This is a genomic window from Ruoffia sp. FAM 26255, assembly GCF_045528525.1.
GTDB classification, from domain to species: domain Bacteria; phylum Bacillota; class Bacilli; order Lactobacillales; family Aerococcaceae; genus Ruoffia; species Ruoffia tabacinasalis.
In genome coordinates, this window is sequence record NZ_JBGQQX010000005.1 from 1 (window position 1) to 21,529 (window position 21,529).

Genomic DNA, 21,529 nt, shown 5'->3' on the forward strand with positions numbered 1-21,529 from the left:
AACCAATGAGAACTCTAACGGTTTACTGCGTGAGTTTTTTCCTAAGAAAACAGACCTCGCTAGAGTAATTTCCCAAGAACTCAACCAAGCTTTGTGGTTAATGAATAATCGACCTAGGAAATGCTTAAATTACCAAACACCTTTGGAAGTATTTTTACACGAACTCTTATTAATTGAGTAAATAAAAAATTGTCGCAATACTTATTGCAATTCAACTAAAAAAAAGAAGCCTTCGGGCTCCTTTTAGTGATGTTTGCGTATCGCTTTTAGCATCATAATATTGTCTTCAAAATCATATTCGACAACATCAATGAGTGCTGACAAAACATCGACATGGAATTCGTCATCTCTTAAACCTAATAGGTCTTCGTAATAATCTTCCACTTCGGGTTGTTGAGTTGCTCGTAACTTTTCGATAACAAAATCGAGGTCGGAAGGTTCTGAATCGATCTGACCCGTGATTGTTATTTCACTTTGATGATCAAAGAGTCCAAAGTGAATGTTTGCCTGTGTCATACCACTGTTATAAAAGTAATCCAATAACTCATTCATAATCAACTTAATCTTTCGATATTCCCTCACGCATCTCATTCCTTTCCCTAATTCCGTCTAGGACAGGTACAACAGTAGCTGCCACGAAACCTCCAGCAAAGCCATTGTTATACAAGTTTAAACCTGCATGAGTTATACCCGTATTTGGAACTAACCCTGCATGTAATAATCCTACCAGAATTCCGGCCTTCCATCCATAGTGGCCTGCGATTGGAGCCAAGGTTGTTCCAAATAAGGCCGAAAGAAGTGATGCTGTTGAACTAGGTTCGTCTACTGCCATCATGACTTGCATGGCGAATATCCCAATTACAACGGGTGTTACGTTAAAGATATGCTTACCAAACGTACCAAAACCAATAACCGTTAAAACGCCACCTATCACGGCTCCTTCAAGCGTACCTCCTACAACCCAAACATAAGCTAAAGAGGCTAGACCTAAGACACCCATATTAATAAAGGTTAAACCAACTCCATAATCCGTCACGAAGTCTGAGATTAAACGGCCTGAATCTTTCTTAAATATCCCATATCCCTTGAAAGACTTACCATTTAACATGAAACCAATAACAAGTAAAAAGAGTGAAAAAGCCACGAAGAATGCTTCAACTTCGATAATGGAATGAGTTTGTATAATCGGATCATAAGTCGTCGTTAAGTCAAATACTCGCATAATACTCGCGATAATCATACCTAAAACTCCAGCCGTAAAGCCCATATTATACAAATTATATCCTTGGTGAAAACGTAAGAAACTTGATCCCATTGGATGAATCGTAAAACCAATGAAGACTCCAACCAAAACTCCTAAAGGAACACTAACCCAATATGACAAACCTTGTCCAAAGGTAATAATACTTACAACTGGTGCTAAAGTCGTTGCAAATAACGATGTAAGTAGAAAGTTACCTATCGGCATATTCCTATATTGACTATAAAGCAGTGTTCCTAGTGTTATCGGAATTGAATTATATAAATTCTTACCAAAAAAGGCGAAGCCCATAACTGTAAATAAAGCCGCTACTAATGGGCCAGTTATCTTTGTAGAAAATCGCTTAATTGCCATCGCATTAATCAACATCAGTAAACCAGCGTTGACAAAAGTTGCACCGATTCCCCCTACTTCAAAGTAATCCGTAATCAGATTACTCGGTGAGGTTAAAATAGCTAAGAAACCATCCCATACTTGATTTAATGGATCTACTAACAAACCAAATAGGATAAATATAAAAGAAACTAAGTATAAAAAATTGGCCTTGACTGAATCTTTAGTGAAAAAATATTGAGTTATTTTTGCGTTCATATTTGTTTTTTCAACCTCTTCTCCCATCCGAAACCTCCCATAAAATTCTAATACAAATATATTACCAATTCTCAATCTTTATCACAATAATTAAATATTAAAAAACACTAAATAGACACTTTTAAATTTGCTTCATATTTTCGAGCTGTTTTCGTTATAATGGGGTTACGTATTTTATGCGAAAGAAAGGACGATGAGAATGAACATTACAGTTTATTGTGGCTCGAATCCTGGTAAAAATCCAAACTTTAGCTTAGCAGCTACTAAATTAGGAACTTGGATTGGACTCATTAATAAACCAACCGTGTTTTACAATGTTGACGGCTATTATGAGTCTCTGAAGGAGCAGTTTGACCGCATGGTGCAAGAAGAGTTCCTTAAACTTGATGTTCGGGAAATGTTTCTCTTTTCCGAATCGCTTCAAGAGATTGATACGTTCATTCGTGAACATTCATAGGGGATGATGTGTCCTTGAGATTTTCTCAGGGGCATATAAACGCAGATTGTGTCCCTGACATTTTCTCAAGGACATATAAACGCAATTCGTGTCTCTGAAATTTTCTCAAGGACATATACACGCAGATCGTGTCCCTGAAATTTTCTCAAGGACACTTCATCCTCAAAAATTACAATTATCCAAAACAAAAGACGACTCAACACTACAATTGTTGAGTCGTCTTATTTATTAGGCAAGTTTTGCCGAAACCTCACCGATTAAAATTTGCGAATATGCTTGTCTAAGTAAAATTTATGTTTAATTTCTAAAAAGCGCTCGAATTCAATCAGAATATGATATAAGAGTGCGCGCGTTTCAAATTCTTCTCGATTTTTGGGTAAATCACTGCTACGATAATAGCTATACAATTCACTAATACTTTCTAATAAACCTTTTCCACTATTTGTTTGCGCAAATTCATCTGAAGTGAGTTTAAACATATTTGCTAAAGTTGTATTTTGTTCAGTTCTTAATGAAATGTGTTGCAGGGAATCAATCATCCGCTTTAATACATCTGCTTGTCTAGATCGCATTTGAGCGTAGCGAATGAAGTAATCGTCTTTAGTGAATATTTGATTCTCATATTCAGATAAAGCGAGTTGTCTGAAATCTTCTATAGACGTATCGACATGTTCTACTTCTGCCCGAATTAAAGGTATATCAAAATCATTTTCAAGTAATCTTTGATTAATTAATTCCAATACTACTCGGAAATTTTCTTCAATTTCTTTAATTCCTTTTTTTAATTTAGGTTTTTGATTTGGCATCCATAAATTAAATAAAATCGCCATACCAGCGCCAATTACCATAATTAACACACCGTTGAGTTGCCACTGCCAGGACACACTTTCTGCAATGACAAAGTGCGTGACCAAAACTGAAATCGGTGCGATCGCTGCTTGGAGATTCATGGTGTAAGCCACCGGTATAAAAATAAGTAAATACAGACCGAATGCCCATACTTGATACCCAAATATTAAAAATATGATGGTCGCAATCGCAAAAGCAAGTACCGTAGCGATTAAATAAGTCAGGGAAATCTGACGAGACGCTTTACGTGTATCTAGCAAAGTTAAAATCGTAATAATTCCTGTCGCCAGTGAGTTTTCTAAGCCGATAAATTGTGCGATGTAAATCGCGATAGTGGCCGCCAGTGTTATCTTTATTGTCCGAAGTCCAAGTGACATTCAATCCCTCCATTACATTCTGACTTTCTTTTATATATAATAGCATGTATACCACATTTTAAATAGGAGAGGTACTTACAATGATTTTTGAATATGAACATTTAATTCAGTTTTATGAAACAGATGCAATGCGCATTGTGCACCATTCCAATTATTTGCGTTGGTTTGAAGAAGCCCGTCTCGTTTGGCTATCTGATATTGGCTACAGTTATAAGCAAATGGAAGACGAAGGCATCATGATTCCAGTACTTTCTGCTCAAGCTGAATATAAACAAATGCTTGCTTTTGGCTCAACGGCTATCATTCGATTGCGCATATCTCACTTTACACCTGTAAGAATGACTGTTGAATATAAAGTATATAATAAAGAAACGGGCGATTTAACAACGACAGGATCAACATCGCATTGTTTCCTAGATGCCGAAACTCAGCGTCCACTTTCTTTAAAACGTAATCATCCAGATATTCTTGCAACATTTGAAAAATCACAAGCAGATTCAAAAGAAGACTAAAGATAATAAAAGTATAGCGCTCAGCGTGAGACCATCCGGTGTCATGGTTGGGCGCTAAATTGTGTTGGAAAACATTTTATTTCGTATTAATTTTTACAAAAAAAAGACGAATCCGAAGATCCGCCTTAACTATTATTATTTACGCACGTTTTTGGTAAGTTCCTTCAGACGTGTTGATGATTAACGCTTCTCCAACTTCGATGAAATCAGGAACGTTGACTACTAAACCAGTTTCCATTGTTGCTGGTTTACCAGATCCTGTTACTGTTGCACCTTTAATTGATGGTTGTGTTTCTTTTACTTTTAAAGTAACAGTTTGAGGTACTTCAACTCCGATAACTTCAGAACCGTAGAATTGGATTTTTACTTCCATATTTTCTAATAAGTATAATAACTCATCTTCAATTGAATCTACTGGTAATTCATATTGTTCATATGATTCTAAGTCCATGAAGTAAGCTGTTTCGTCCATGCTGTATAAGAATTGAACATCTCTTGTTTCAAGGAAAGCACGTTCGAATTTTTCATCTGGACGGAAAGTTGTATCATAAGTCGCCCCAGAGCGAACGTCACGTAATTTCATACGCATAACTGTATTCCCTTTACCTGGTTTATGGTGACTTGCGCTTAATACTCGAATTAATTTTCCATCTTGAATAAATGTCATACCTGCTTTTAAATCTACTGCAGAAATCATTTCACATTCTCCTTTTATTGTCTCTAAAATATTCCTTCCCATTATAGCATAAAATTCCTTATGATATCGCTATCCTATAAAAAAATCATTTAATAACAACTAAAATTATGATAGACTAACTAAAAATGAACTTTAGATGAGGGATACATTAAAATGGAATTAAATAATTTATTCAATACTAACTTAACTAAAATTAAACCCAATGCCATTCGGGCCTTCGATGAAAGTGCGTCTCAAGTTGAGGGGATTATTAAATTAACTTTAGGCGAGCCGGATTTCAATACGCCTGAACATGTTAAAGATGCCGGAATCAAAGCGATTCAAGACAACCAAACCGGATATTTATCGACACCTGGAGATAACCGTCTACGTCAAGCAGCCGCAAATTTCGTTAAAGAAAAATATGATTTAAATTATCAATGGGAAGACGAAGTCATTGTAACTGTTGGGGCGACTGAATCACTATCGACGGCACTTCAAACGATTTGTAATCCTGGAGATAAAATTATTGTTCCCTCGCCCTACTTTACTTTATATTCTTCAATTATTTACTTAGCTGGTGGTGAACCCATTGAAGTGGATACAGCTGCCAATGATTTTGTTATGTCACCAGAGATGTTAAAAGATACGTTAGAAGAGCATGGTGATGCCGTTAAAGGAATCATCTTAAATTACCCGACCAATCCAACGGGAGTAAACTGGAAGGAAGAAGATGCAAAAGCTTTCGCAGATGTACTGCGTGATCGACCAATATTTGTCATTAGTGATGAAGTATACAGCGAATTAGTTTACGAAGAAGCGCACGTATCGATTGCGAAATACATTCGTGAGCAAACAATTGTGATTAATGGTGTATCTAAATCTCATGCGATGACAGGCTGGCGTGTAGGGCTCCTTTTTGCCCCAGCAAATATTATGAGCCAATTAGTTAAAGTGCACCAAAATCTTGTCACCACAAACTCAACGATTTCTCAATTAGCTGCTCGTGAAGCGTTGGAAAATGGCATGAACGACGCTCAACTGATGCGAGAAAAATATGTGATGCGTCGTGATTATATTTATGATTTTATGACACGCTTAGGTTTCAAAATCGTTAAGCCAAGTGGCGCATTCTATATGTTCGCGCGTATTCCAGAAGATTTGGAACAAAATAGTATGGACTTTTGTCTAGACTTAGCTCATTCTGCTGCCGTTGCTTTCGTACCGGGCTCTGCCTTTGGTATCGGCGGCGAAAGTCATGTTCGCCTCAGCTATGCTGCCAGTATCGATGATATTAAAGAAGCGATGCGACGTTTAGAAGTATTTGTCAAAGAGAAACGCGAAAACAAATAAAAAAATAAAGGATTACTAGATTGAGAGAATCCTCTTTTCTAGTAATCTTTTTTTCTATCTTAACTTAAGTCAATGCTCGGTGCCCTCTTTACTTGTAAACTGAATCTATACAATAAAGGAGGAAATAACATGCAAACAACACAAAAACGAGAAAATTCTATGCGGCAATGTCACGAAAACCTCTCACTACTCGCAGCTTGGTTGCGACTGCTTTATACAGCTACTTTACCAATGTCCATCGGTTATTTACTTTAGATTAGCGTCAGTTTAGAAAATAGTTACCCAATCAAACGCGAATTTAGACGTTTTACTGCCGTCAATCGCTGCCGGGGAACAGGCTTTTAGCTTAGTTTGGGGCTTTGGCTTAATTATTTTCGGCTTGCATTTATTAGTTCTAGCTTATGTCGTATTGAAAGCAACACCGATACATAAAGTAATTGGTTATTTATTATTACTGGCTGGTGTGAGCTACATTATCATCCATACTTTAACTTTACTTGGACCAGACATGACAGCTCTGGCTTCACAATTAGAAGGCTTCTTAGCGGTCCCGATGGCTTTAGGCGAATTGAGTTTAGCACTTTGGTTTATCTTCAAAAAAGTCTCGGATTTAAAGGTTCAACCGGCGCTTAACGCGGCTTAATGATTCTGGTTTCATTCCAAGTAAACTAGCCAATTGATGTTGGGGAACGTGGTCAATGAGATCAGGACGAGTATCTAATAAATTTAAGTAGCGTTCTTGAGGTGAGGCACTAATGAAGCGGGCATTATTGTCTTGAATGTTTGCTAGGTCTTCTTCCATGAAGCCTCGCGTAATTTCAATTAATTTAGGGTATTTTTGAAACATCACATCTTCATTAATAAAATCACCGACGATCAATACAGAATCTTCGACACATTCAATTGAGTATTCTGAAGGTATTCTCTGGGTGTAACTTTTATAATTAATCGCTGTTTGTTTCTCCGTGTAGAAATTATAAGTGTTTTCTTCACCGGCTTCATCAATCGCAAACTGCCTTAAACAGCCTTGTAACACGAAGTAACATTCTTTAGATACATCACCTTGCCTAAGGAGTATTGTTCCTTGTTTATATGTTCTTACATCGATTTCGGAGCTTAGTTGTTCGACTTCTGCTTGAGTTAAAGTAAATCCTTTCAAAAATTCGGTTAAATAATCAGTCATTCCTTCACCTTCTCCCACTCTATTATTCACCCATCTATTACCACATTCAAATGCTAAAAAGCACTCGCATCACTGGGATACGAGTGCTTTATTCTATGTTTATTTGACCGCATCTAAGTCTTTAGCTTTTTGAATCGTATTAGCGATATCATGGGCTAAATGAACCGTTTGCGGGCGAATTGCTTTTGGAATTCGGTAATTTTTCTCATTCATTGTAACAAATAATGCTTTCTCGTTTGCTTCCGTCATTTCTTGGAAGGGATGTTTAATGAATTGAGGTGTTGTGTGTCCCACGCCAATTTCTAAAAAGACTACTTTTTTGCCTTCATTTTCTTTTAGAAAAGCTTCATAGCGGTCTTTTTGTGCATGGAAATCGCCATCTTCCACCATACCTTTTTCTTCATTTCGCTTGTTAATTTCAAAAGGTGCACCACATTCTGGACAGTGTGGTACTAATTCAGACGGAACTTTCATATTCGCCTGTTGCTCCACCATCTCACGAATTACTGAATCGTCGCGGTAAGTTTGTTGATGACAGTGTTTTGAACATTGCCATAAACCATACTCACCTTGAATGTGAAAGACATGGTCACTATCATAATCGGCTACATCAAAGGCATTATCAGCATTTGTTGTAATAATATGGTAATTGCGACCTTCTAACATGTCTTTTAAATCTAAGTAAGATTGCCCTACAGGTTGATCTAAATAGTTTAAGACAACGAAGCGACTTTGAAATGCCCAGTACTCTTCCACACTTTCAAAGTCGAACAGACTTGCTTGTAACATATCTAGTAGGCCGTACTTTTCAATGAAGTCAGGAAAGGTATCTGTAAAGCGCGCCCCAATATATTTAAAGCCGTCTGCTGCTGACATTCCAGCTCCAATACCTACAACAATGGCGTCCGCTTCATCAAGCAATCCTTGTAACACTTGTCCATCTTCTAAAGTTCCTTGCTCTGCTTCAAGGGTCTTCCAATAATTTGTCATCATGCGTCTCCTTTAATTAATTTCTTTTGATATATCGCTTCATCTTCGTCTTCATACACATTGAATATCACTTTTAAATCTGTCTCATGTTCACTTAAATAATCACGAACCGTCTTAATCGCAATTTCCGCTGCTGGCTCATTCGGAAAGCCGAAGACCCCGGTTGAAATACAGCAGAAAGCAATACTTTCAAGTTGGTTCCGATCGGCCATCTCTAAACATGCTTGATATGTTTGGGTAAGTAACTTTTGATTGATTCTTGTCACTCTGCCACTGGCAGTAGGTCCAACAGTATGAATAATATAGTTGGCTGGTAAGTGATAGGCTGGAGTCAATTTTGCTTTACCTACCGGTTCCTTCTTCCCTTGTTCAGTTATAATTTCGTGACATGCAAGTCGTAAACGAATGCCCGCCTTTGTATGAATAATATTATCAATACAATTATGATTTGGGATGAAACATCCTAACAGCTCTGAATTGGCTGCATTCACTATACTATCAACCGCTAAAGTTGTAATATCACCTTTCCAAAGATAAATATTATCTCCTTCAGCTGGCGTTAAATCTTCTAAAGTTACTGCCTCTTCTTGATTATTATTTGCTTTTAGAAAGCGGTCCTCATGTTCTAAGTACTCTTCCGAGATTGCTTTTGGTGGACGGACATTGACCAAATGACGCCATTTCTTAAAAGTATCTTCTGATTCCTCAAGTGTAGGGGCATCATCTTCTTTTGATAAATATTGGACCATCCATTCAAGATCTGCAATTGCTTTCATTGACTCGTCCTTTCAATTTTACATTTTCCTAGATAAAGTAGACGCACTTAAGCAAAGGGCTTGGCCCCCACTTAAATGCGTCCATGTATTGCTTATGCTTACGCTTCTTCTAAAGCATTGAATGCTTCTTCGTCAACGTTAGTTAATTTTACTAACCAGTTCTCATCTGCTTTCGCTGAGTTTAATAATTGAGGATTATCTTCCGCTGCTGTATTGCGTTCTACAATTGTTCCAGCAATAGGTGATGCAATCTCTAGTACTGTCTTCGATGCTTCTAAGTTTAAAATTGCATCATCCACTTCTAAGTTATCTTCTTGGTTAAATTCCACAAAACCAACGGTTCCAACATCATCTTGTAATTCTGCAGACATACTCACTGTATAGTTATCGCCATCTTTAGTAATTAATAAAAAGTTCCCAATTCTTTCCATAATAATCTCCTTTATTTCAACTGATTTATACGTATAGTTTTATATTTAATCTGTATTACTTTATATACAACACTGTATCATATCCAAGTTAAAACTGAAAGGGTTTTACACTCTTAAAGTAATTATCTCATGGTTTGGTTTTCCCTTAATTCAACTGTGATACAGTTTCAGGATTCTGTTGTATTTTTATAAGAACATTAAAAGCACTTCCTACACAAGTTTGCGCTAGGAAATGCTTAAATCATGGGTGCTTATTTCTTCTTGAATTTTACACCGTTTGCTTTTAATTGTTTAATGGTTTGTGGACCAATATGCTTAATAGCTAAGAGTTCTTTTTCTGTATAAGCCGAGAAATCCTCAACTTTTACAAGTCCCATTTCTTGAAGTGTAACCGCCGCATTGTGTACGACATCTGCCAGAACGGGTATTTCTAGATAGGACTTATAAGTAAATTGATTCGTTTGTGCTCGGTATTGCTTTGACGCGCCTGTAAACGAAATAACTTTCTCATTCACATTCACACGCTCATGCGGTTCTGCTGCTTCATACTCCTCCAACATCCAGTCAAACAAATACTCTGAGCTAACTACGACAGGTAAAATATCATTTAATGCAACCGCAATAGATTCAAAGGAATTCATTTGGAAATGATCAACTTCACCAAAACCTAAAATTAAATCCATTGGCCAAGAATCGTCCATAAATAATTGAAAGAGATTGTCATTTGCTTCTTCTAAATCTAAGAATAAATCTTTAGCATACGTCAAATTATTAGTCAAAACTGCCACAACAAGCAATGGAATAATCATTCGATCATCTTCACTCGCTGGGTAAGGGACATCTGAGAACAGTTCATAGGCACTTTCAAAGTCATATGTCCGGCAATAAATCGACATAATATAATAACGTGCCCCTAAACTATCCATCTCGTCAATCTCATATAAGTTTTCAAAATGTTCTAACGCTTCTTCTAACAAGCCTTGTTTAAATAAAATCACAGCTAACATAAACTTTAATCTTAAGTAAGGACGTTCTTCATAATTTATCCAGCCGACTTGATCTGTTTCTTCCCATTTATGAAACGCTGTGATTTCCAGTTTACGAATTTGTTCAATTTGTTCAACTAAAGAGCCTTCAATGAGTTCTAAATGGGCGTTCCAATTTTCTGGCCACAACTCAATCGCCTCGCGTAATAAAGCCTTGCGTTGTTTCTCATCACCGATACTCATTGAGAGTTCAAATAATTCTGCTGATTCCATTTCTGGTGTCGATTCTATCTCATTCTCAAGCTCACCATTATTATAGAATGACATAAATGTTTCAACTGCTTTTTCAATACTTTCAAATTCATCTCCATGCTGGTCAATAAATTGCTGTAACGCACGAAAAATGTTATCATCGTTACCAAAAGACATAACTCTCACCTCATTTCAGATATTAGTTATAGTATACCGTTAATCGCATCATTTTAACAATATTTTAGAGAGAGTAAAAGGAGAGAAATATGAAGAAAATTCGACAGATTATCCAACAGTATGATGCTAAAGCACTAGGTGTTCAAAGAGGTTATACCGTTTTACTCCCGCTAATAAAAGTGAAGGATGAATGGCATGTGTTGTATGAAGTTCGCAGTAAACATATCTCACAACCAGGTGAAACTTCATTTCCCGGAGGGCGGATTGAAGCGGGTGAATTACCAAAAGAAGCGGCGATTCGTGAAACCATGGAAGAGCTAAATATTCAACGCGAAAATATCAACGTCTATGGGGAAATTGATTATATTATTGCTGCCAATCGGATTATATATTGTTACGTAGGAGAAATTACCGGTGTGGATTTTGAAGATATTTATCCAAATACTGAAGTAGAGAGATTATTCACAATTCCTTTAGATCACTTAATGGAGAATAGACCTACTTTATATCAATTGAACTTCGAATTTAAGAAAGCGAATGATAACGATTCTGAACAGGAGTTTCCGTTCCATTTGATTAAACAAGGAGAAAAATATCCATTCAATGAAGTCAAACAGAAGATTCCTTTTTACCATATTCCTGACGAAGTTCTATGGGGCTTTACCGCAAACTTCACTGACCGATTTATTCAAATTATTACTGATGACAAATAATACACAAGAAAGACGTTCAATCTCCAATAAAGAGACTGAACGTCTTTGTTTTTAAATTTGATATTCCCCGATACGGTTCCAATTTTTGTCATGAAGAATAATACGAGCTGGCACACCTACGGCGGTTGCATACGGAGGGACGTCTTTTAATACGACGGCTCCGGCACCGATTTTGGCGTGATGACCAACAGTAATGTTACCTAGTAAAGTCGCGTTAGCTCCAATTTCAACATCATGTTGAATTGTTGGATGGCGCTTCTTGCCTTTCTCATTCCCCGTTCCACCTAAAGTCACTCCGTGGTAAAGCTTAGCCCGGTCTCCCAGAATCGCTGTCTCACCAATAACCACACCCATACCATGATCGATAAAGATATTCTTACCCAGTTTTGCTCCGGGATGAATCTCTATCCCTGTTTCAGTTCGAGATGCCTCTGATAATTTACGTGCTTCGTATACTTCACCTTTAGAGTAAAGTTTATGCGCTTCTAAATGATTTTTTATTGCTTTAAAGCCTGGGTACAAGTCAGTGACTTCCTCTACGCTTGTTGCGGCAGGGTCATTTTCATAAATGTATTGCGCGAGTTCAAGGGCTTCGTCGCAATAATTATTCTGCTTGTCCATCGCCGAAAAACCCAGAAGATAAGTAGCGTTCTCCACTATCTGGTAATACAACGACGACTTTCTTACCTTTCCCTAATTCTTTTGCTAAACGTAATGCCACTGCATAGTTCGCTCCAGAAGAAAATCCAGCTAAGATCCCTTGTGACTTCGCTAACTCAACAGCTGTATTAATCGCTTCATCGTTCGATACGGTTTCAATCTTATCAATGACAGATTGGTCAAGGATTTCTGGAATAAAGTTCGCTCCTAAACCTTGAATCTTATGCGATCCTGCTTCTCCTTTTGTTAAGATTGGTGAAGCTTCTGGCTCTACTGACCAGATAACTGTTTCTGGATTATTTTCTTTTAATACACGTCCTACACCTGTAATTGTTCCACCCGTACCAATACCTGCAACGAAACCATCTACATCTGGAACATCTTCTAATACTTCACGGGCAGTTGTTTCTTCATGTGAAGTTACGTTTGCTTCGTTTTTAAATTGACCGAAGATAGGTGCGTTTTTCTCTTTAGCAATTTCTTCCGCTTTTTCACCTGCTAAGCTCATTCCACCTGAAGCTGGTGTTAATACTAATTCTGCTCCATAAGCTTGCATTAGTTTACGACGCTCAACACTCATTGAGTCTGGCATTACGATAATAACTTTAATACCTAACGCCGCTCCAACCATTGCTAAACCAACACCTGTGTTACCACTTGTTGATTCAACGATTGTTCCACCTGGTTTTAGTTCACCTTTATCTAATAAATCTTGAATGATGTATTTTACAGGGCGGTCCTTCACTGATCCACTTGGATTATTCTTCTCAAGTTTTACATAAACATCTGCATAAGAATCATCTAGACCGTTGATTTTAACTACGGGTGTATACCCAATTGCGTCGACAACATTTTCAAATAACATATATAAATCCTCCTAATAATTTAGTTTAAATGTCAATCAAATATCTATTAGAATGGTAACGTTTTAAACCCTTAAAGTCAACGAAACCGCTCATTAAACTTTCATTATTGACCTTCAAAAAAGCGAAGGCAGGCATTGAGTTAAATGCAATGACGGGATAATGGGTCGCAAGTGTGAATTGTGTCCTTAAGATTTTTCAAGGGCATAAAATCGTATATCGTGTCCCTGACTTTTTCTCAAGGACATTATCTGACCAAAAAAAATCCTCAACAATGTAGTTAAAATAACTACAATTATTGAGGATTATGCTGTCTCTTATTTCCAATAGTTGTTAGCTGCCGCAACTGTTTGGAAGTGGACCGCAACTACTTGCGAAGCGAATGTTAAACTGTCGGGATTATTTGCATAAATAGGACGTAATTTCTTTCTTATTTCAGCATCAGGTTGCGTCATTCCAACAGCTTTACGTGCTAGTTTCATTGCAAGGTCGTATCCTTCTTCAGGTGTTTCAGTGATTAAGCTTGGTAGCCATGATTCAGTCATCTTTACCATCCTCCTATTGTTTGATAGTTTAAATATACCAATCATTGGCTTCGAATTTATTGACGGGCGTCAAGTTTTTCTTAAATGGTTAGCCAAAAGTTAGCCAGAACGAAAAAAAGACTCACTGCACTTGGCAGTAAGTCTTTCGAAACGTTGGTATAACAACGTTCATAACTATAATTAGTCTTGTTTTGCGTTTTTGTCTGCAAAACCGAATTTTTTGTTGAAACGGTCCACACGTCCATCGGCTTGCGTGAATTTTTGACGTCCTGTATAGAATGGATGAGAATCTGAAGAAATCTCAACACGGATTAATGGATATGTGTTTCCATCTTCCCACTCTACTGTTTCATTTGATGTTTTTGTAGAACCTGATAAAAATTCAAAACCTGTTGATGTATCACGGAAAACTACTTGTGAATATTCTGGATGAATTCCTGATTTCATATGTCTACTTCCTTTCTGCCGTGATTTATATGCTAAATCACAGTTAATTATTATGCATCTGCGTGCAACATCAGTATAATACCACGATTGATATTTGAATGCAAAGACTTTTTTTATTTTTATTCTTTTTTATTTTTATTCGGACCAATCCAACTAATGGCTATCCCAAAAAGTAAGCCTCCGACTATACCAATTAATAGATTATCCATTAATAAGCCCATCGCAGCACCTAAAGCAAGTCTGAAACCAATTCCCCAACCTTGATAATCTTTTTTGTTCTTATTATTTTTAGTCAATTTTTATTCACCTATAGTGTTGATCAACGACATATAGTACCTGATGACTGTTCAATAGTTTACTTCTCTTTATCTTTTTCTTTTGGGTCCCTATTGATTGAGCTAAGGGCAGCTCCAAAGGCTACGCCTAATGCAATCCCTATTCCAATATTGTCCATCATTATCCCAAAAGCAACTCCTAAGGTTATACAAATTCCCATCCACATCCCAGTATTACCTTTGTTATCGCTCTTCTTCTGCTTACTCATGATAAAGTCCTCCTCGACTTTTTCATCTCAAGCACGCTACATTGAGAAACCTAACGCACCAGTATCATTGAAATCCTTCATTCCTAGTGACTGATAAAATGCTTTCGTTGCGGGTGAATTCTCAGTAGTTAATATAATCTGCTTTGCGTATCGAATTTCTGTTAACATTGTTTGCATTAAATGCTTCCCGATTCCTTGCCTTTGATAATCAGGATGGACCAAAACATCTTGAATATAAGCAATGTACACACCGTCGCCTACGACTCGAATCAAGCCAATTAAACGTTCTCCGTCCCAAGCTGTTAAGTAATGCTTGGCTCCTTCGAGTAAACTCGTTAAGTCCGGATTATCTTGTGTATAAGCGCTCCATCCGACACTTTCATATAAATGAAGCAGTGCCTCTTGGGTAATATCGACTTTCTTTTGGTATTCAATCATTTTATAGATCCATCTTATTTAATACATCGCGAAGTACTCTTAATTCTTCTTCTGTAAGAGTCAGACCTTTCCCCATTTTGTCGTATTCTGGACTCCAGTCACGTATATCAAATTTGGGTTCACGTTCATTCCAACTCACTTTTGTTAATTCTTTTGACCAGCCTTTCGCATTCTCACTTAATTGGCCGTAATGTTCTATAATTTCAAATTTAAAGTCTGCCATACTATCTCTCCTCTATTATGCTGTTGCAATATCTGCGAGTTCAAAGTTAATAACTGCTACTAAATCCCTTGGGTTTACTTCCACTGAAAAGCCAACTTTTCCTCCGCTGAATAAAATAAGTTCATACTCTTTCGCCGATTCATCTAGCACGGTCTTAAATTGCTTCTTCATCCCAATCGGTGAGCAGCCCCCATGGATGTAACCTGTGAGTGGAAGTAATTCTTTTTCTTTGATCATATGAATATTTTTTTCGCCAACAACTTTAGCGGCTTTTTTTAAATTCAATTCTTGTGTTACTGGAACAACGAAGACGTAATGTTCACCCGATTTTCCTTGTGTAACAAGGGTTTTATAAATGGGCGACTCAACCTTTAATTTGTCTACATCTTCCCATTGATAGCCAGTATACACGATTTTATTTTGGTCAAGCACACGCATCACATTTGTTTTATCTTTTTTCGCCATTTTATCACCTATCTTTGCCTTCTTTACACTATCATTATAACTGAAATGCAAGCTAGTATAAAATAAGAACAACTTATTCACTTCAGTGAATAACACGAACAATGGTATTTATTATACGTTTATTATCCGCAAATCATTGAAAGGAAGTCCATCTATTGTCTATTATAGATAAAAGTTATTTTTCAAGGGAGGATTTCATGAATAAAGCATCACTAAAACATTTAATCGACGTGGCTGCAGGGCGAACATCGGCAGATCTCGTCATTAAAAATGCACGAATTGTCGATGTCTATCAAGGGCAATTAATTGAAGGGGATATTGCGATCACAGAAGGCGTCATTGCCGGCATTGGGGGCGATTATGAAGGTAAAGAGGTTCACGACTTAGCAGGTAAGATTGTAGCACCCGGGTTAATCGAACCACATATTCATGTTGAATCTTCCTATGTGACTCCAGAAGAATTTGCACGGTTATTAGCGATTCATGGGACAACAACGGCGCTCGCGGATCCTCATGAAATTGCTAATGTGGCTGGCATGGACGGATTAAGCTACATGATTGATGCATCTCAGAATGTAGGGATTGATATCCGTTATATGATGCCTTCTTGTGTGCCTGCAACGAATATGGAAAACTCTGGCGCAGTTATCACTGCCCAAGATATGGTTCAACCAATTATTGATGGGCAAGTTGATGGTTTAGCTGAATTTATGAACTTTCCAGGTATTATTAATAATGAGGATAGCGTCATTGACAAAGTGATGGTGGCTCGTGAGCACGGCAAGCGTATTGACGGACACAGTCCGATGGTTACAGGTAAAGATTTGAATGCTTATATTGCTGCTGGGGTGGAAAATGATCATGAATGTACAACGATTGAAGAAATGCATGAGCGCCTAAGTCGCGGTATGTATGTCTTCTTACGTGAAGGGTCTGTGACACAAAACTTGCGCATGCTACTCAAAGGAGTCACTTCTCACAACAGCCGTCGCTGCCTTTTATCTGGTGACGATGTCCAAGCAAAGACACTTTTAGAGTTAGGTCACTTAGATAATTGTTTACGAATTTGTGTTGAAGAAGGTCTGGATCCAATGACTGCTATTCAAATGGCAACAATTAATACCGCTGAAGCCACACGTCTGCGTGACCGTGGAGCGATTGCGCCAGGTCTGCGTGCGGATTTAATTGTATTTGATAGCCTTGAAGACTTCACAGTTCAACGCACTTATGTTGAAGGAGAGTTGGTTGCTAAAGACGGCGAATATTTAGTTCCGATTCAGCGTGCCAATTACGAAGTCGTTGAATCGAGCGTGAAGTATAAAGATTTTAGCGAAGAGCGTTTAGTTTTACCTTTAGAGTCTGAAACTGTCCGTGCCATCGAAGTCGTTGAACAAGAAGTCATTACGAATGAAGCGATTATTCAAGTGGACCGCGATGCTGATGGGAATTTTAAATATAATCCTGACATTCCAGTAGTTAAAATTGCCGTGATTGAGCGCCATCACTTAACTGGCAATGTGAGTGTGGCTCTATTAAAAGATTATGGAATGAAATACGGAGCCATTGCTCAATCGATTGCACATGACAATCATAATGTGGTTGTTGCGGGAACAAATGATTCTGGTATGGCTTTTGCTGTGAAAGAATTGGAGCGACTTCAAGGCGGTGTCGTGTTAGTTAAAGACGGTCAAGTCATTGCTGATTTTCCTCTCCCAGTGGGCGGCTTGATGAGTGATTTAACAGCCGAAGAAGTGATGGCACAACAAGATACCATTAATAAAGTTGCACACGAGAAGTTAGAAATTTCTCACCGTGTTGATCCAATTATGACTTTAAGTTTCATGCCACTTTCTGTAATTCCTGCACTTAAAATTACCGACATGGGCTTAATTGATGTAACAAAATTTGAATTTGTTCCAGTATCAATTTCGGAATAAACTCTTATAGAGGCAAGCAACTGCTAACTGGCAGATTGCTTGTTTTTTGCGTTCGAGTTGTTGCCTGGGACTTAAGGGTTGGTATAAAGCGTCACTTTGAGTTTCCATAGTGACGCTTTTCCCCATTTACCAGCCCAAACAAAAAAGCGACATCATTTTCATGACATCGCCCTTGAATTTCGATTATTTTTGGACTAATTTTTCAATTTGTCCTAAGAATTCTTCGTTAGTATCTGTGTGACGGAGAATTCCGATGAGTTGATCAGTGTATTCAAGTGAATTTCCGACCATCATTTTGCGGAACTTCCAAATCTTGTCTAACTCTTCTTCCGGAATCAGTAATTCTTCTTTACGTGTTCCTGAACGTTGAATATCAATCGCTGGGAAGATACGTCGTTCTGCTAGTTGGCGAGATAAGTGGATTTCCATATTCCCTGTTCCTTTAAATTCTTCATAGATCATATCATCCATACGGCTACCAGTATCAACTAAAGCTGTTGCCAAAATAGTTAATGAACCGCCGTCTTCAATATTACGCGCTGCTCCAAAGAAACGTTTCGGGAAGTAGAATGACGCGGGGTCTAACCCACCACTTAATGTACGGCCACTTGGTTTGACTACTAAGTTGTAAGCACGAGCAAGACGGGTGATACTATCCATTAAGATTACAACATCACGGCCATCTTCAACTAAACGCATGGCGCGGTCCAAGACTAATTCTGCAATGCGAATATGGTTCTCAGGTTTTTGGTCAAACGTTGATGAAACCACTTCACCATTCACGCTACGTTCGATATCCGTTACTTCCTCTGGACGCTCGTCGATTAACATCACAATGAGTTCTGCATCAGGATAATTATGCGAAATCCCGTTAGCAATGCTTTTTAATGTTGATGTTTTACCGGCTTTAGGTGGTGAAACAATTAGGCCCCTTTGTCCAAAGCCAATCGGTGAAAACACATCTATTAAACGGTTACTGATTGCATTTTGCTTGTACTCTAATTTAATTTGTTCTTCTGGATATAATGGCGTTAAACTTGGAAAGTGATCGCGTTCTTTCGCTTCTTCTGGGTCTTTACCATTCACGGTTGAAATTTGCATCAAGCCGTAATAGCGCTCATTTGATTTTGGTGGACGCGCAGGACCAGCAACTTTATCCCCGTTTCTTAAATCAAAACGGCGAATTTGTGAATTTGAAATATAGATATCTTCTTGACTCGGCGAGTAGTTAATTGGACGAATAAAGCCAAAACCATCTCCAGGTAAAATATCTAAAACTCCTTCAACTTGGAAGAAGCCTTGTTTCTCTTCTTGCGTACGCATAATCGCTAAGGCTAATTCTTTTTTACTTAATTCACTATAGTTAGGGATTTTAAGTTCGCGGGCGTAACCATAGAGCTCTTTTACGTCTTTATTTAATAATGTTGGCAATGAAAATGCATCTGTCATTTTATCAGTTCCTTTTCTTTACTTGAATGTTTGTGGGGAGTTTGTTTTGTGGGCGAGTGGGGGTGATTTGAATACAAAAATATATTTGGACAGAATTTAATTGATCTGCCCAAATATAGTCATGTTTATTATTCTTCGACAGTGTCGTCTTCAATCATTTCAATATCGGCACCAATAGCTTTTAATTTACCTACGATGTCAGTATATCCACGTAAGATATTGCTTACACCTGTGATGACTGTCTCGCCATCAGCGATTAAAGCAGCAATTACAAGACATGCACCTGCACGTAAATCACTTGCACGGACTGGGGCACCTTGGAGTTTCGATGGGCCACTAATGCGGATAATATCACCATCTACTTTGATATTTGCTCCCATGCGGTTTAATTCTGGAATGTGTTTCACACGTTGTGGATAAATTGTATCCATAATGGTTCCTTCACCGTGAGCTTTTAAAAGTAATGGTGTGAAAGGTTGTTGTAAGTCAGTCGCAAAACCAGGGTATGGCAGTGTTTTAATATTAACCATATTTAAGTTGTCAGATTTCTTGATGTCAATCGAATCTTCACCAATCGTCATCATCGCACCCATTTCGTCTAGTTTAGCAATGTAACTTTCGATATGTTCATAAATAACGTTTGTGACACGAACATTTTCACCCATTGCGACTGCCGCTGTAATGTAAGTACCCGCTTCTATACGGTCTGGAATGATTGTATGGTTGGTACCATGCATTTCGTCGACACCTTCAATACGGATCAAGCTTGTTCCAGCACCACGGATATTTGCTCCCATTTTGTTCAGAAGTGTCACAACATCGATAATTTCTGGCTCACGTGCCGCATTTTCGATGATTGTTTTTCCTTTAGCGCGGACAGAAGCTAGAATCGCGTTGATTGTTGCTCCCACTGATACAACGTCCATGTAAATTCTTGAACCTTCTAGGCCATTTGGCGTTGATAAAGTAATCACACCAAATTCGTCTTCAACCGTTGCTCCAAGTGAACGGAAAGCTTTAATATGTTGGTCAATTGGACGAGGTCCTAAGAAACATCCTCCAGGTAGTCCGATAACACCTTCACCAAATTTCGATAAAGTTGCTCCCATAAAGTAATAAGATGCACGTAAACTTTGGATTTTTCCTGTTGGCATTGGAATTGACACCATATCTGTTGGGTCAATCATTAGTGTATTATTTTTAAATTCGGTTTTTACATTAAATTCAGCAAGGATTTCAAGTAATGAGTGAACATCTTGAATATCTGGCACGCCTTCAAGTACAACTGGTGAATCAGCGATAATTGCGGCTGGTATTAGTGCCACCGTACTGTTTTTTGCTCCGTTAATTGTAATTTCGCCGTTTAGAGGTTTTCCTCCACGAATAACTAATTTTTTCATGTTTCGCTCCTTAATTCGTTCTGTCTTGTATATTATTTTTAATTGCTTTATTTATTTCGTTCAAAATCGCCCATTGGCGCTTGTCATCTAGTCCAGCAAGTATTAGTGCTTCCTGAAGGAGACGATGAATTTGTTTCACGTTCATCCCCGAACGACGTTCAACTAGTTCATCACTGACATAAATTACTTCGTGAGCCACGATATTTCGGACATATTTTTCAATATGTCTTAAAGAAATGGCTTTCGCTCTCACTTCGTCATTTCTACTATGATCGTCAATGAGTTTTAATAAATGACTCGAACTTACATAATGCTTATAATTGAAGCGGTCGCCGTAATATTTTGTAAAGGTCTCAGCCACTTTATTCGCTTCTTCCTCCACTTTTGCTTGCTTCCACTGTAAACCACGATAAACCGGCGTTCCTTCAACGGTTTCCTTGACAATTGGTTGGATATATTGACTTAATTCCGGCATAAAATCTTCTTCGATAATTAAGCGCAGTAAATCAACCAACAACGGACTGAGTGCACGAAAATAATCCATATATTCAGATCGTTCAAATTGAACATTCATATAATGTGCATAGCTATACACTCGGCGTTCTAGGTATGTGGGCTTGAGTAAATATTGGCGGTCTACTTTGGGAGCTAGTTGCTCAATTTCTCGAATATTTACATCTAGAAAAGCTTGAGCAAGCTGAATTGAGTGAGTAAGGTAGGAATCGTTCAGTGTAGTATTCTCTTTTATATAAGATAATAACGGTCGATATTGATTATATTCCAACATATGATCAATCAACGTCATTTGAGTTTTACTTATGATCGGTGAAGGTTGTGTCACGGATTCATTCTCCTTAAATTTTATATAGTTGAAGTATATCATAACGCTCCTAATAAATTAACATTCTTGTTTTATGATTCTAACATAAGCCCGGAATCCTTCAAAGAAAGGACTACTATATCCATGTTTTTCT

General features: G+C 37.8%; 29 protein-coding genes. 8 read left to right on the top strand and 21 right to left on the bottom strand.

The window, feature by feature from the left end:
• Nucleotides 1-181, top strand: a 181-nt coding sequence (locus tag ACEN31_RS01645; RefSeq protein WP_407108415.1) for a transposase, incomplete at its 5' end; no start/stop codon positions are given.
• Between the two features lie 62 nt (nucleotides 182-243).
• On the opposite strand, the gene ACEN31_RS01650 is transcribed toward ACEN31_RS01645, so the two are convergent.
• Nucleotides 244-552: a hypothetical protein gene (locus tag ACEN31_RS01650; RefSeq protein WP_138404496.1), complete on the bottom strand. Its 309-nt coding sequence runs from the start codon at nucleotides 550-552 to the stop codon at nucleotides 244-246.
• A 7-nt stretch (nucleotides 553-559) separates the two neighbouring features.
• Nucleotides 560-1,879, bottom strand: coding sequence for a DUF1576 domain-containing protein (locus ACEN31_RS01655; protein WP_407108416.1), 1,320 nt, complete (start codon nucleotides 1,877-1,879; stop codon nucleotides 560-562).
• Between the two features lie 172 nt (nucleotides 1,880-2,051).
• Here ACEN31_RS01655 and ACEN31_RS01660 point away from each other — a divergent pair, with 172 nt between their 5' ends.
• Nucleotides 2,052-2,309, top strand: coding sequence for an LOG family protein (locus ACEN31_RS01660; protein WP_407108417.1), 258 nt, complete (start codon nucleotides 2,052-2,054; stop codon nucleotides 2,307-2,309).
• Nucleotides 2,310-2,566: 257 nt separating this feature from the next.
• Here the strand turns inward: ACEN31_RS01660 and ACEN31_RS01665 are convergent, their stop codons facing one another.
• Nucleotides 2,567-3,535 (bottom strand): aromatic acid exporter family protein, encoded by a 969-nt coding sequence (locus ACEN31_RS01665; protein ID WP_407108418.1) that lies wholly within the window; start codon nucleotides 3,533-3,535, stop codon nucleotides 2,567-2,569.
• 80 nt (nucleotides 3,536-3,615) lie between these two features.
• Here ACEN31_RS01665 and ACEN31_RS01670 point away from each other — a divergent pair, with 80 nt between their 5' ends.
• On the top strand, nucleotides 3,616-4,047 hold the full coding sequence (locus ACEN31_RS01670; RefSeq protein WP_407108419.1) for an acyl-CoA thioesterase: 432 nt from the start codon (nucleotides 3,616-3,618) through the stop codon (nucleotides 4,045-4,047).
• Nucleotides 4,048-4,186: 139 nt separating this feature from the next.
• On the opposite strand, the gene efp is transcribed toward ACEN31_RS01670, so the two are convergent.
• On the bottom strand, nucleotides 4,187-4,744 hold the full coding sequence (gene efp / locus ACEN31_RS01675) for an elongation factor P (protein WP_407108420.1): 558 nt from the start codon (nucleotides 4,742-4,744) through the stop codon (nucleotides 4,187-4,189).
• A gap of 153 nt (nucleotides 4,745-4,897) precedes the next feature.
• Here efp and ACEN31_RS01680 point away from each other — a divergent pair, with 153 nt between their 5' ends.
• The 3 genes from ACEN31_RS01680 to ACEN31_RS01690 all read left to right on the top strand — a co-directional run bounded on the left by ACEN31_RS01680 (nucleotide 4,898) and on the right by ACEN31_RS01690 (nucleotide 6,719).
• On the top strand, nucleotides 4,898-6,076 hold the full coding sequence (locus tag ACEN31_RS01680) for a pyridoxal phosphate-dependent aminotransferase (protein WP_407108421.1): 1,179 nt from the start codon (nucleotides 4,898-4,900) through the stop codon (nucleotides 6,074-6,076).
• A gap of 129 nt (nucleotides 6,077-6,205) precedes the next feature.
• Nucleotides 6,206-6,331 (top strand): hypothetical protein, encoded by a 126-nt coding sequence (locus ACEN31_RS01685; protein ID WP_407108422.1) that lies wholly within the window; start codon nucleotides 6,206-6,208, stop codon nucleotides 6,329-6,331.
• Nucleotides 6,332-6,395: 64 nt separating this feature from the next.
• Entirely contained in the window at nucleotides 6,396-6,719 is a 324-nt protein-coding gene (locus ACEN31_RS01690) for a DUF4386 domain-containing protein (RefSeq protein WP_407108471.1), read from the top strand.
• Here the strand turns inward: ACEN31_RS01690 and ACEN31_RS01695 are convergent.
• From ACEN31_RS01695 to ACEN31_RS01715, 5 genes are all read right to left on the bottom strand, one after another.
• Nucleotides 6,687-7,259 carry a Crp/Fnr family transcriptional regulator gene (locus tag ACEN31_RS01695; RefSeq protein ID WP_407108423.1) on the bottom strand — a complete coding sequence of 191 codons (573 nt, stop codon included), beginning with the start codon at nucleotides 7,257-7,259 and terminating at the stop codon, nucleotides 6,687-6,689. The two genes, ACEN31_RS01690 and ACEN31_RS01695, sit on opposite strands and share 33 nt — an antisense overlap.
• 99 nt (nucleotides 7,260-7,358) lie before the next feature.
• Nucleotides 7,359-8,249, bottom strand: coding sequence for an SIR2 family NAD-dependent protein deacylase (locus tag ACEN31_RS01700; protein WP_407108424.1), 891 nt, complete (start codon nucleotides 8,247-8,249; stop codon nucleotides 7,359-7,361).
• Nucleotides 8,249-9,025 carry a protein-ADP-ribose hydrolase gene (locus tag ACEN31_RS01705; protein WP_231606860.1) on the bottom strand — a complete coding sequence of 259 codons (777 nt, stop codon included), beginning with the start codon at nucleotides 9,023-9,025 and terminating at the stop codon, nucleotides 8,249-8,251. Before ACEN31_RS01705 ends, ACEN31_RS01700 begins: the two co-directional genes overlap by 1 nt.
• A gap of 98 nt (nucleotides 9,026-9,123) precedes the next feature.
• Nucleotides 9,124-9,456 (bottom strand): glycine cleavage system protein H, encoded by a 333-nt coding sequence (locus tag ACEN31_RS01710; RefSeq protein ID WP_138404508.1) that lies wholly within the window; start codon nucleotides 9,454-9,456, stop codon nucleotides 9,124-9,126.
• Nucleotides 9,457-9,707: 251 nt separating this feature from the next.
• Nucleotides 9,708-10,871: a hypothetical protein gene (locus ACEN31_RS01715; protein WP_407108425.1), complete on the bottom strand. Its 1,164-nt coding sequence runs from the start codon at nucleotides 10,869-10,871 to the stop codon at nucleotides 9,708-9,710.
• Nucleotides 10,872-10,960: 89 nt separating this feature from the next.
• Between ACEN31_RS01715 and ACEN31_RS01720 the strand changes: the two genes are divergently transcribed.
• A complete protein-coding gene (locus ACEN31_RS01720) occupies nucleotides 10,961-11,584 on the top strand; it encodes an NUDIX hydrolase (RefSeq protein WP_407108426.1) in 624 nt (207 codons plus the stop codon).
• A 51-nt stretch (nucleotides 11,585-11,635) separates the two neighbouring features.
• On the opposite strand, the gene epsC is transcribed toward ACEN31_RS01720, so the two are convergent.
• From epsC to ACEN31_RS01765, 9 genes are all read right to left on the bottom strand, one after another.
• Nucleotides 11,636-12,205 carry a serine O-acetyltransferase EpsC gene (gene epsC, locus ACEN31_RS01725; protein ID WP_407108427.1) on the bottom strand — a complete coding sequence of 190 codons (570 nt, stop codon included), beginning with the start codon at nucleotides 12,203-12,205 and terminating at the stop codon, nucleotides 11,636-11,638.
• Entirely contained in the window at nucleotides 12,189-13,109 is a 921-nt protein-coding gene (gene cysK, locus ACEN31_RS01730) for a cysteine synthase A (RefSeq protein WP_138404512.1), read from the bottom strand. Before cysK ends, epsC begins: the two co-directional genes overlap by 17 nt.
• A gap of 315 nt (nucleotides 13,110-13,424) precedes the next feature.
• On the bottom strand, nucleotides 13,425-13,652 hold the full coding sequence (locus ACEN31_RS01735; protein WP_407108428.1) for a hexameric tyrosine-coordinated heme protein: 228 nt from the start codon (nucleotides 13,650-13,652) through the stop codon (nucleotides 13,425-13,427).
• 180 nt (nucleotides 13,653-13,832) lie between these two features.
• Nucleotides 13,833-14,099 (bottom strand): type B 50S ribosomal protein L31, encoded by a 267-nt coding sequence (locus tag ACEN31_RS01740; RefSeq protein ID WP_407108429.1) that lies wholly within the window; start codon nucleotides 14,097-14,099, stop codon nucleotides 13,833-13,835.
• Between the two features lie 119 nt (nucleotides 14,100-14,218).
• Nucleotides 14,219-14,395 (bottom strand): hypothetical protein, encoded by a 177-nt coding sequence (locus tag ACEN31_RS01745; protein ID WP_407108430.1) that lies wholly within the window; start codon nucleotides 14,393-14,395, stop codon nucleotides 14,219-14,221.
• A gap of 59 nt (nucleotides 14,396-14,454) precedes the next feature.
• The gene (locus tag ACEN31_RS01750) at nucleotides 14,455-14,643 is read right to left on the bottom strand and encodes a hypothetical protein (protein WP_407108431.1); all 189 of its coding nucleotides are present in this window, start codon (nucleotides 14,641-14,643) and stop codon (nucleotides 14,455-14,457) included.
• A 36-nt stretch (nucleotides 14,644-14,679) separates the two neighbouring features.
• Nucleotides 14,680-15,081, bottom strand: coding sequence for a GNAT family N-acetyltransferase (locus ACEN31_RS01755; protein WP_407108432.1), 402 nt, complete (start codon nucleotides 15,079-15,081; stop codon nucleotides 14,680-14,682).
• 1 nt (nucleotide 15,082) lies between these two features.
• A complete protein-coding gene (locus ACEN31_RS01760) occupies nucleotides 15,083-15,304 on the bottom strand; it encodes a YdbC family protein (protein WP_338487124.1) in 222 nt (73 codons plus the stop codon).
• 15 nt (nucleotides 15,305-15,319) lie between these two features.
• Nucleotides 15,320-15,769, bottom strand: coding sequence for an aminoacyl-tRNA deacylase (locus ACEN31_RS01765; protein WP_407108434.1), 450 nt, complete (start codon nucleotides 15,767-15,769; stop codon nucleotides 15,320-15,322).
• 197 nt (nucleotides 15,770-15,966) lie between these two features.
• Between ACEN31_RS01765 and ade the strand changes: the two genes are divergently transcribed.
• Nucleotides 15,967-17,706 carry an adenine deaminase gene (gene ade / locus ACEN31_RS01770; RefSeq protein WP_407108435.1) on the top strand — a complete coding sequence of 580 codons (1,740 nt, stop codon included), beginning with the start codon at nucleotides 15,967-15,969 and terminating at the stop codon, nucleotides 17,704-17,706.
• Between the two features lie 183 nt (nucleotides 17,707-17,889).
• Here ade and rho read toward each other — a convergent pair whose 3' ends face one another.
• The 3 genes from rho to ACEN31_RS01785 all read right to left on the bottom strand — a co-directional run bounded on the left by rho (nucleotide 17,890) and on the right by ACEN31_RS01785 (nucleotide 21,396).
• Nucleotides 17,890-19,155, bottom strand: coding sequence for a transcription termination factor Rho (gene rho, locus ACEN31_RS01775; protein WP_197104204.1), 1,266 nt, complete (start codon nucleotides 19,153-19,155; stop codon nucleotides 17,890-17,892).
• Nucleotides 19,156-19,283: 128 nt separating this feature from the next.
• Nucleotides 19,284-20,555: a UDP-N-acetylglucosamine 1-carboxyvinyltransferase gene (locus ACEN31_RS01780; RefSeq protein WP_407089073.1), complete on the bottom strand. Its 1,272-nt coding sequence runs from the start codon at nucleotides 20,553-20,555 to the stop codon at nucleotides 19,284-19,286.
• A gap of 10 nt (nucleotides 20,556-20,565) precedes the next feature.
• The gene (locus ACEN31_RS01785; RefSeq protein ID WP_171031303.1) at nucleotides 20,566-21,396 is read right to left on the bottom strand and encodes a hypothetical protein; all 831 of its coding nucleotides are present in this window, start codon (nucleotides 21,394-21,396) and stop codon (nucleotides 20,566-20,568) included.
• Nucleotides 21,397-21,529: the final 133 nt, after the last annotated feature.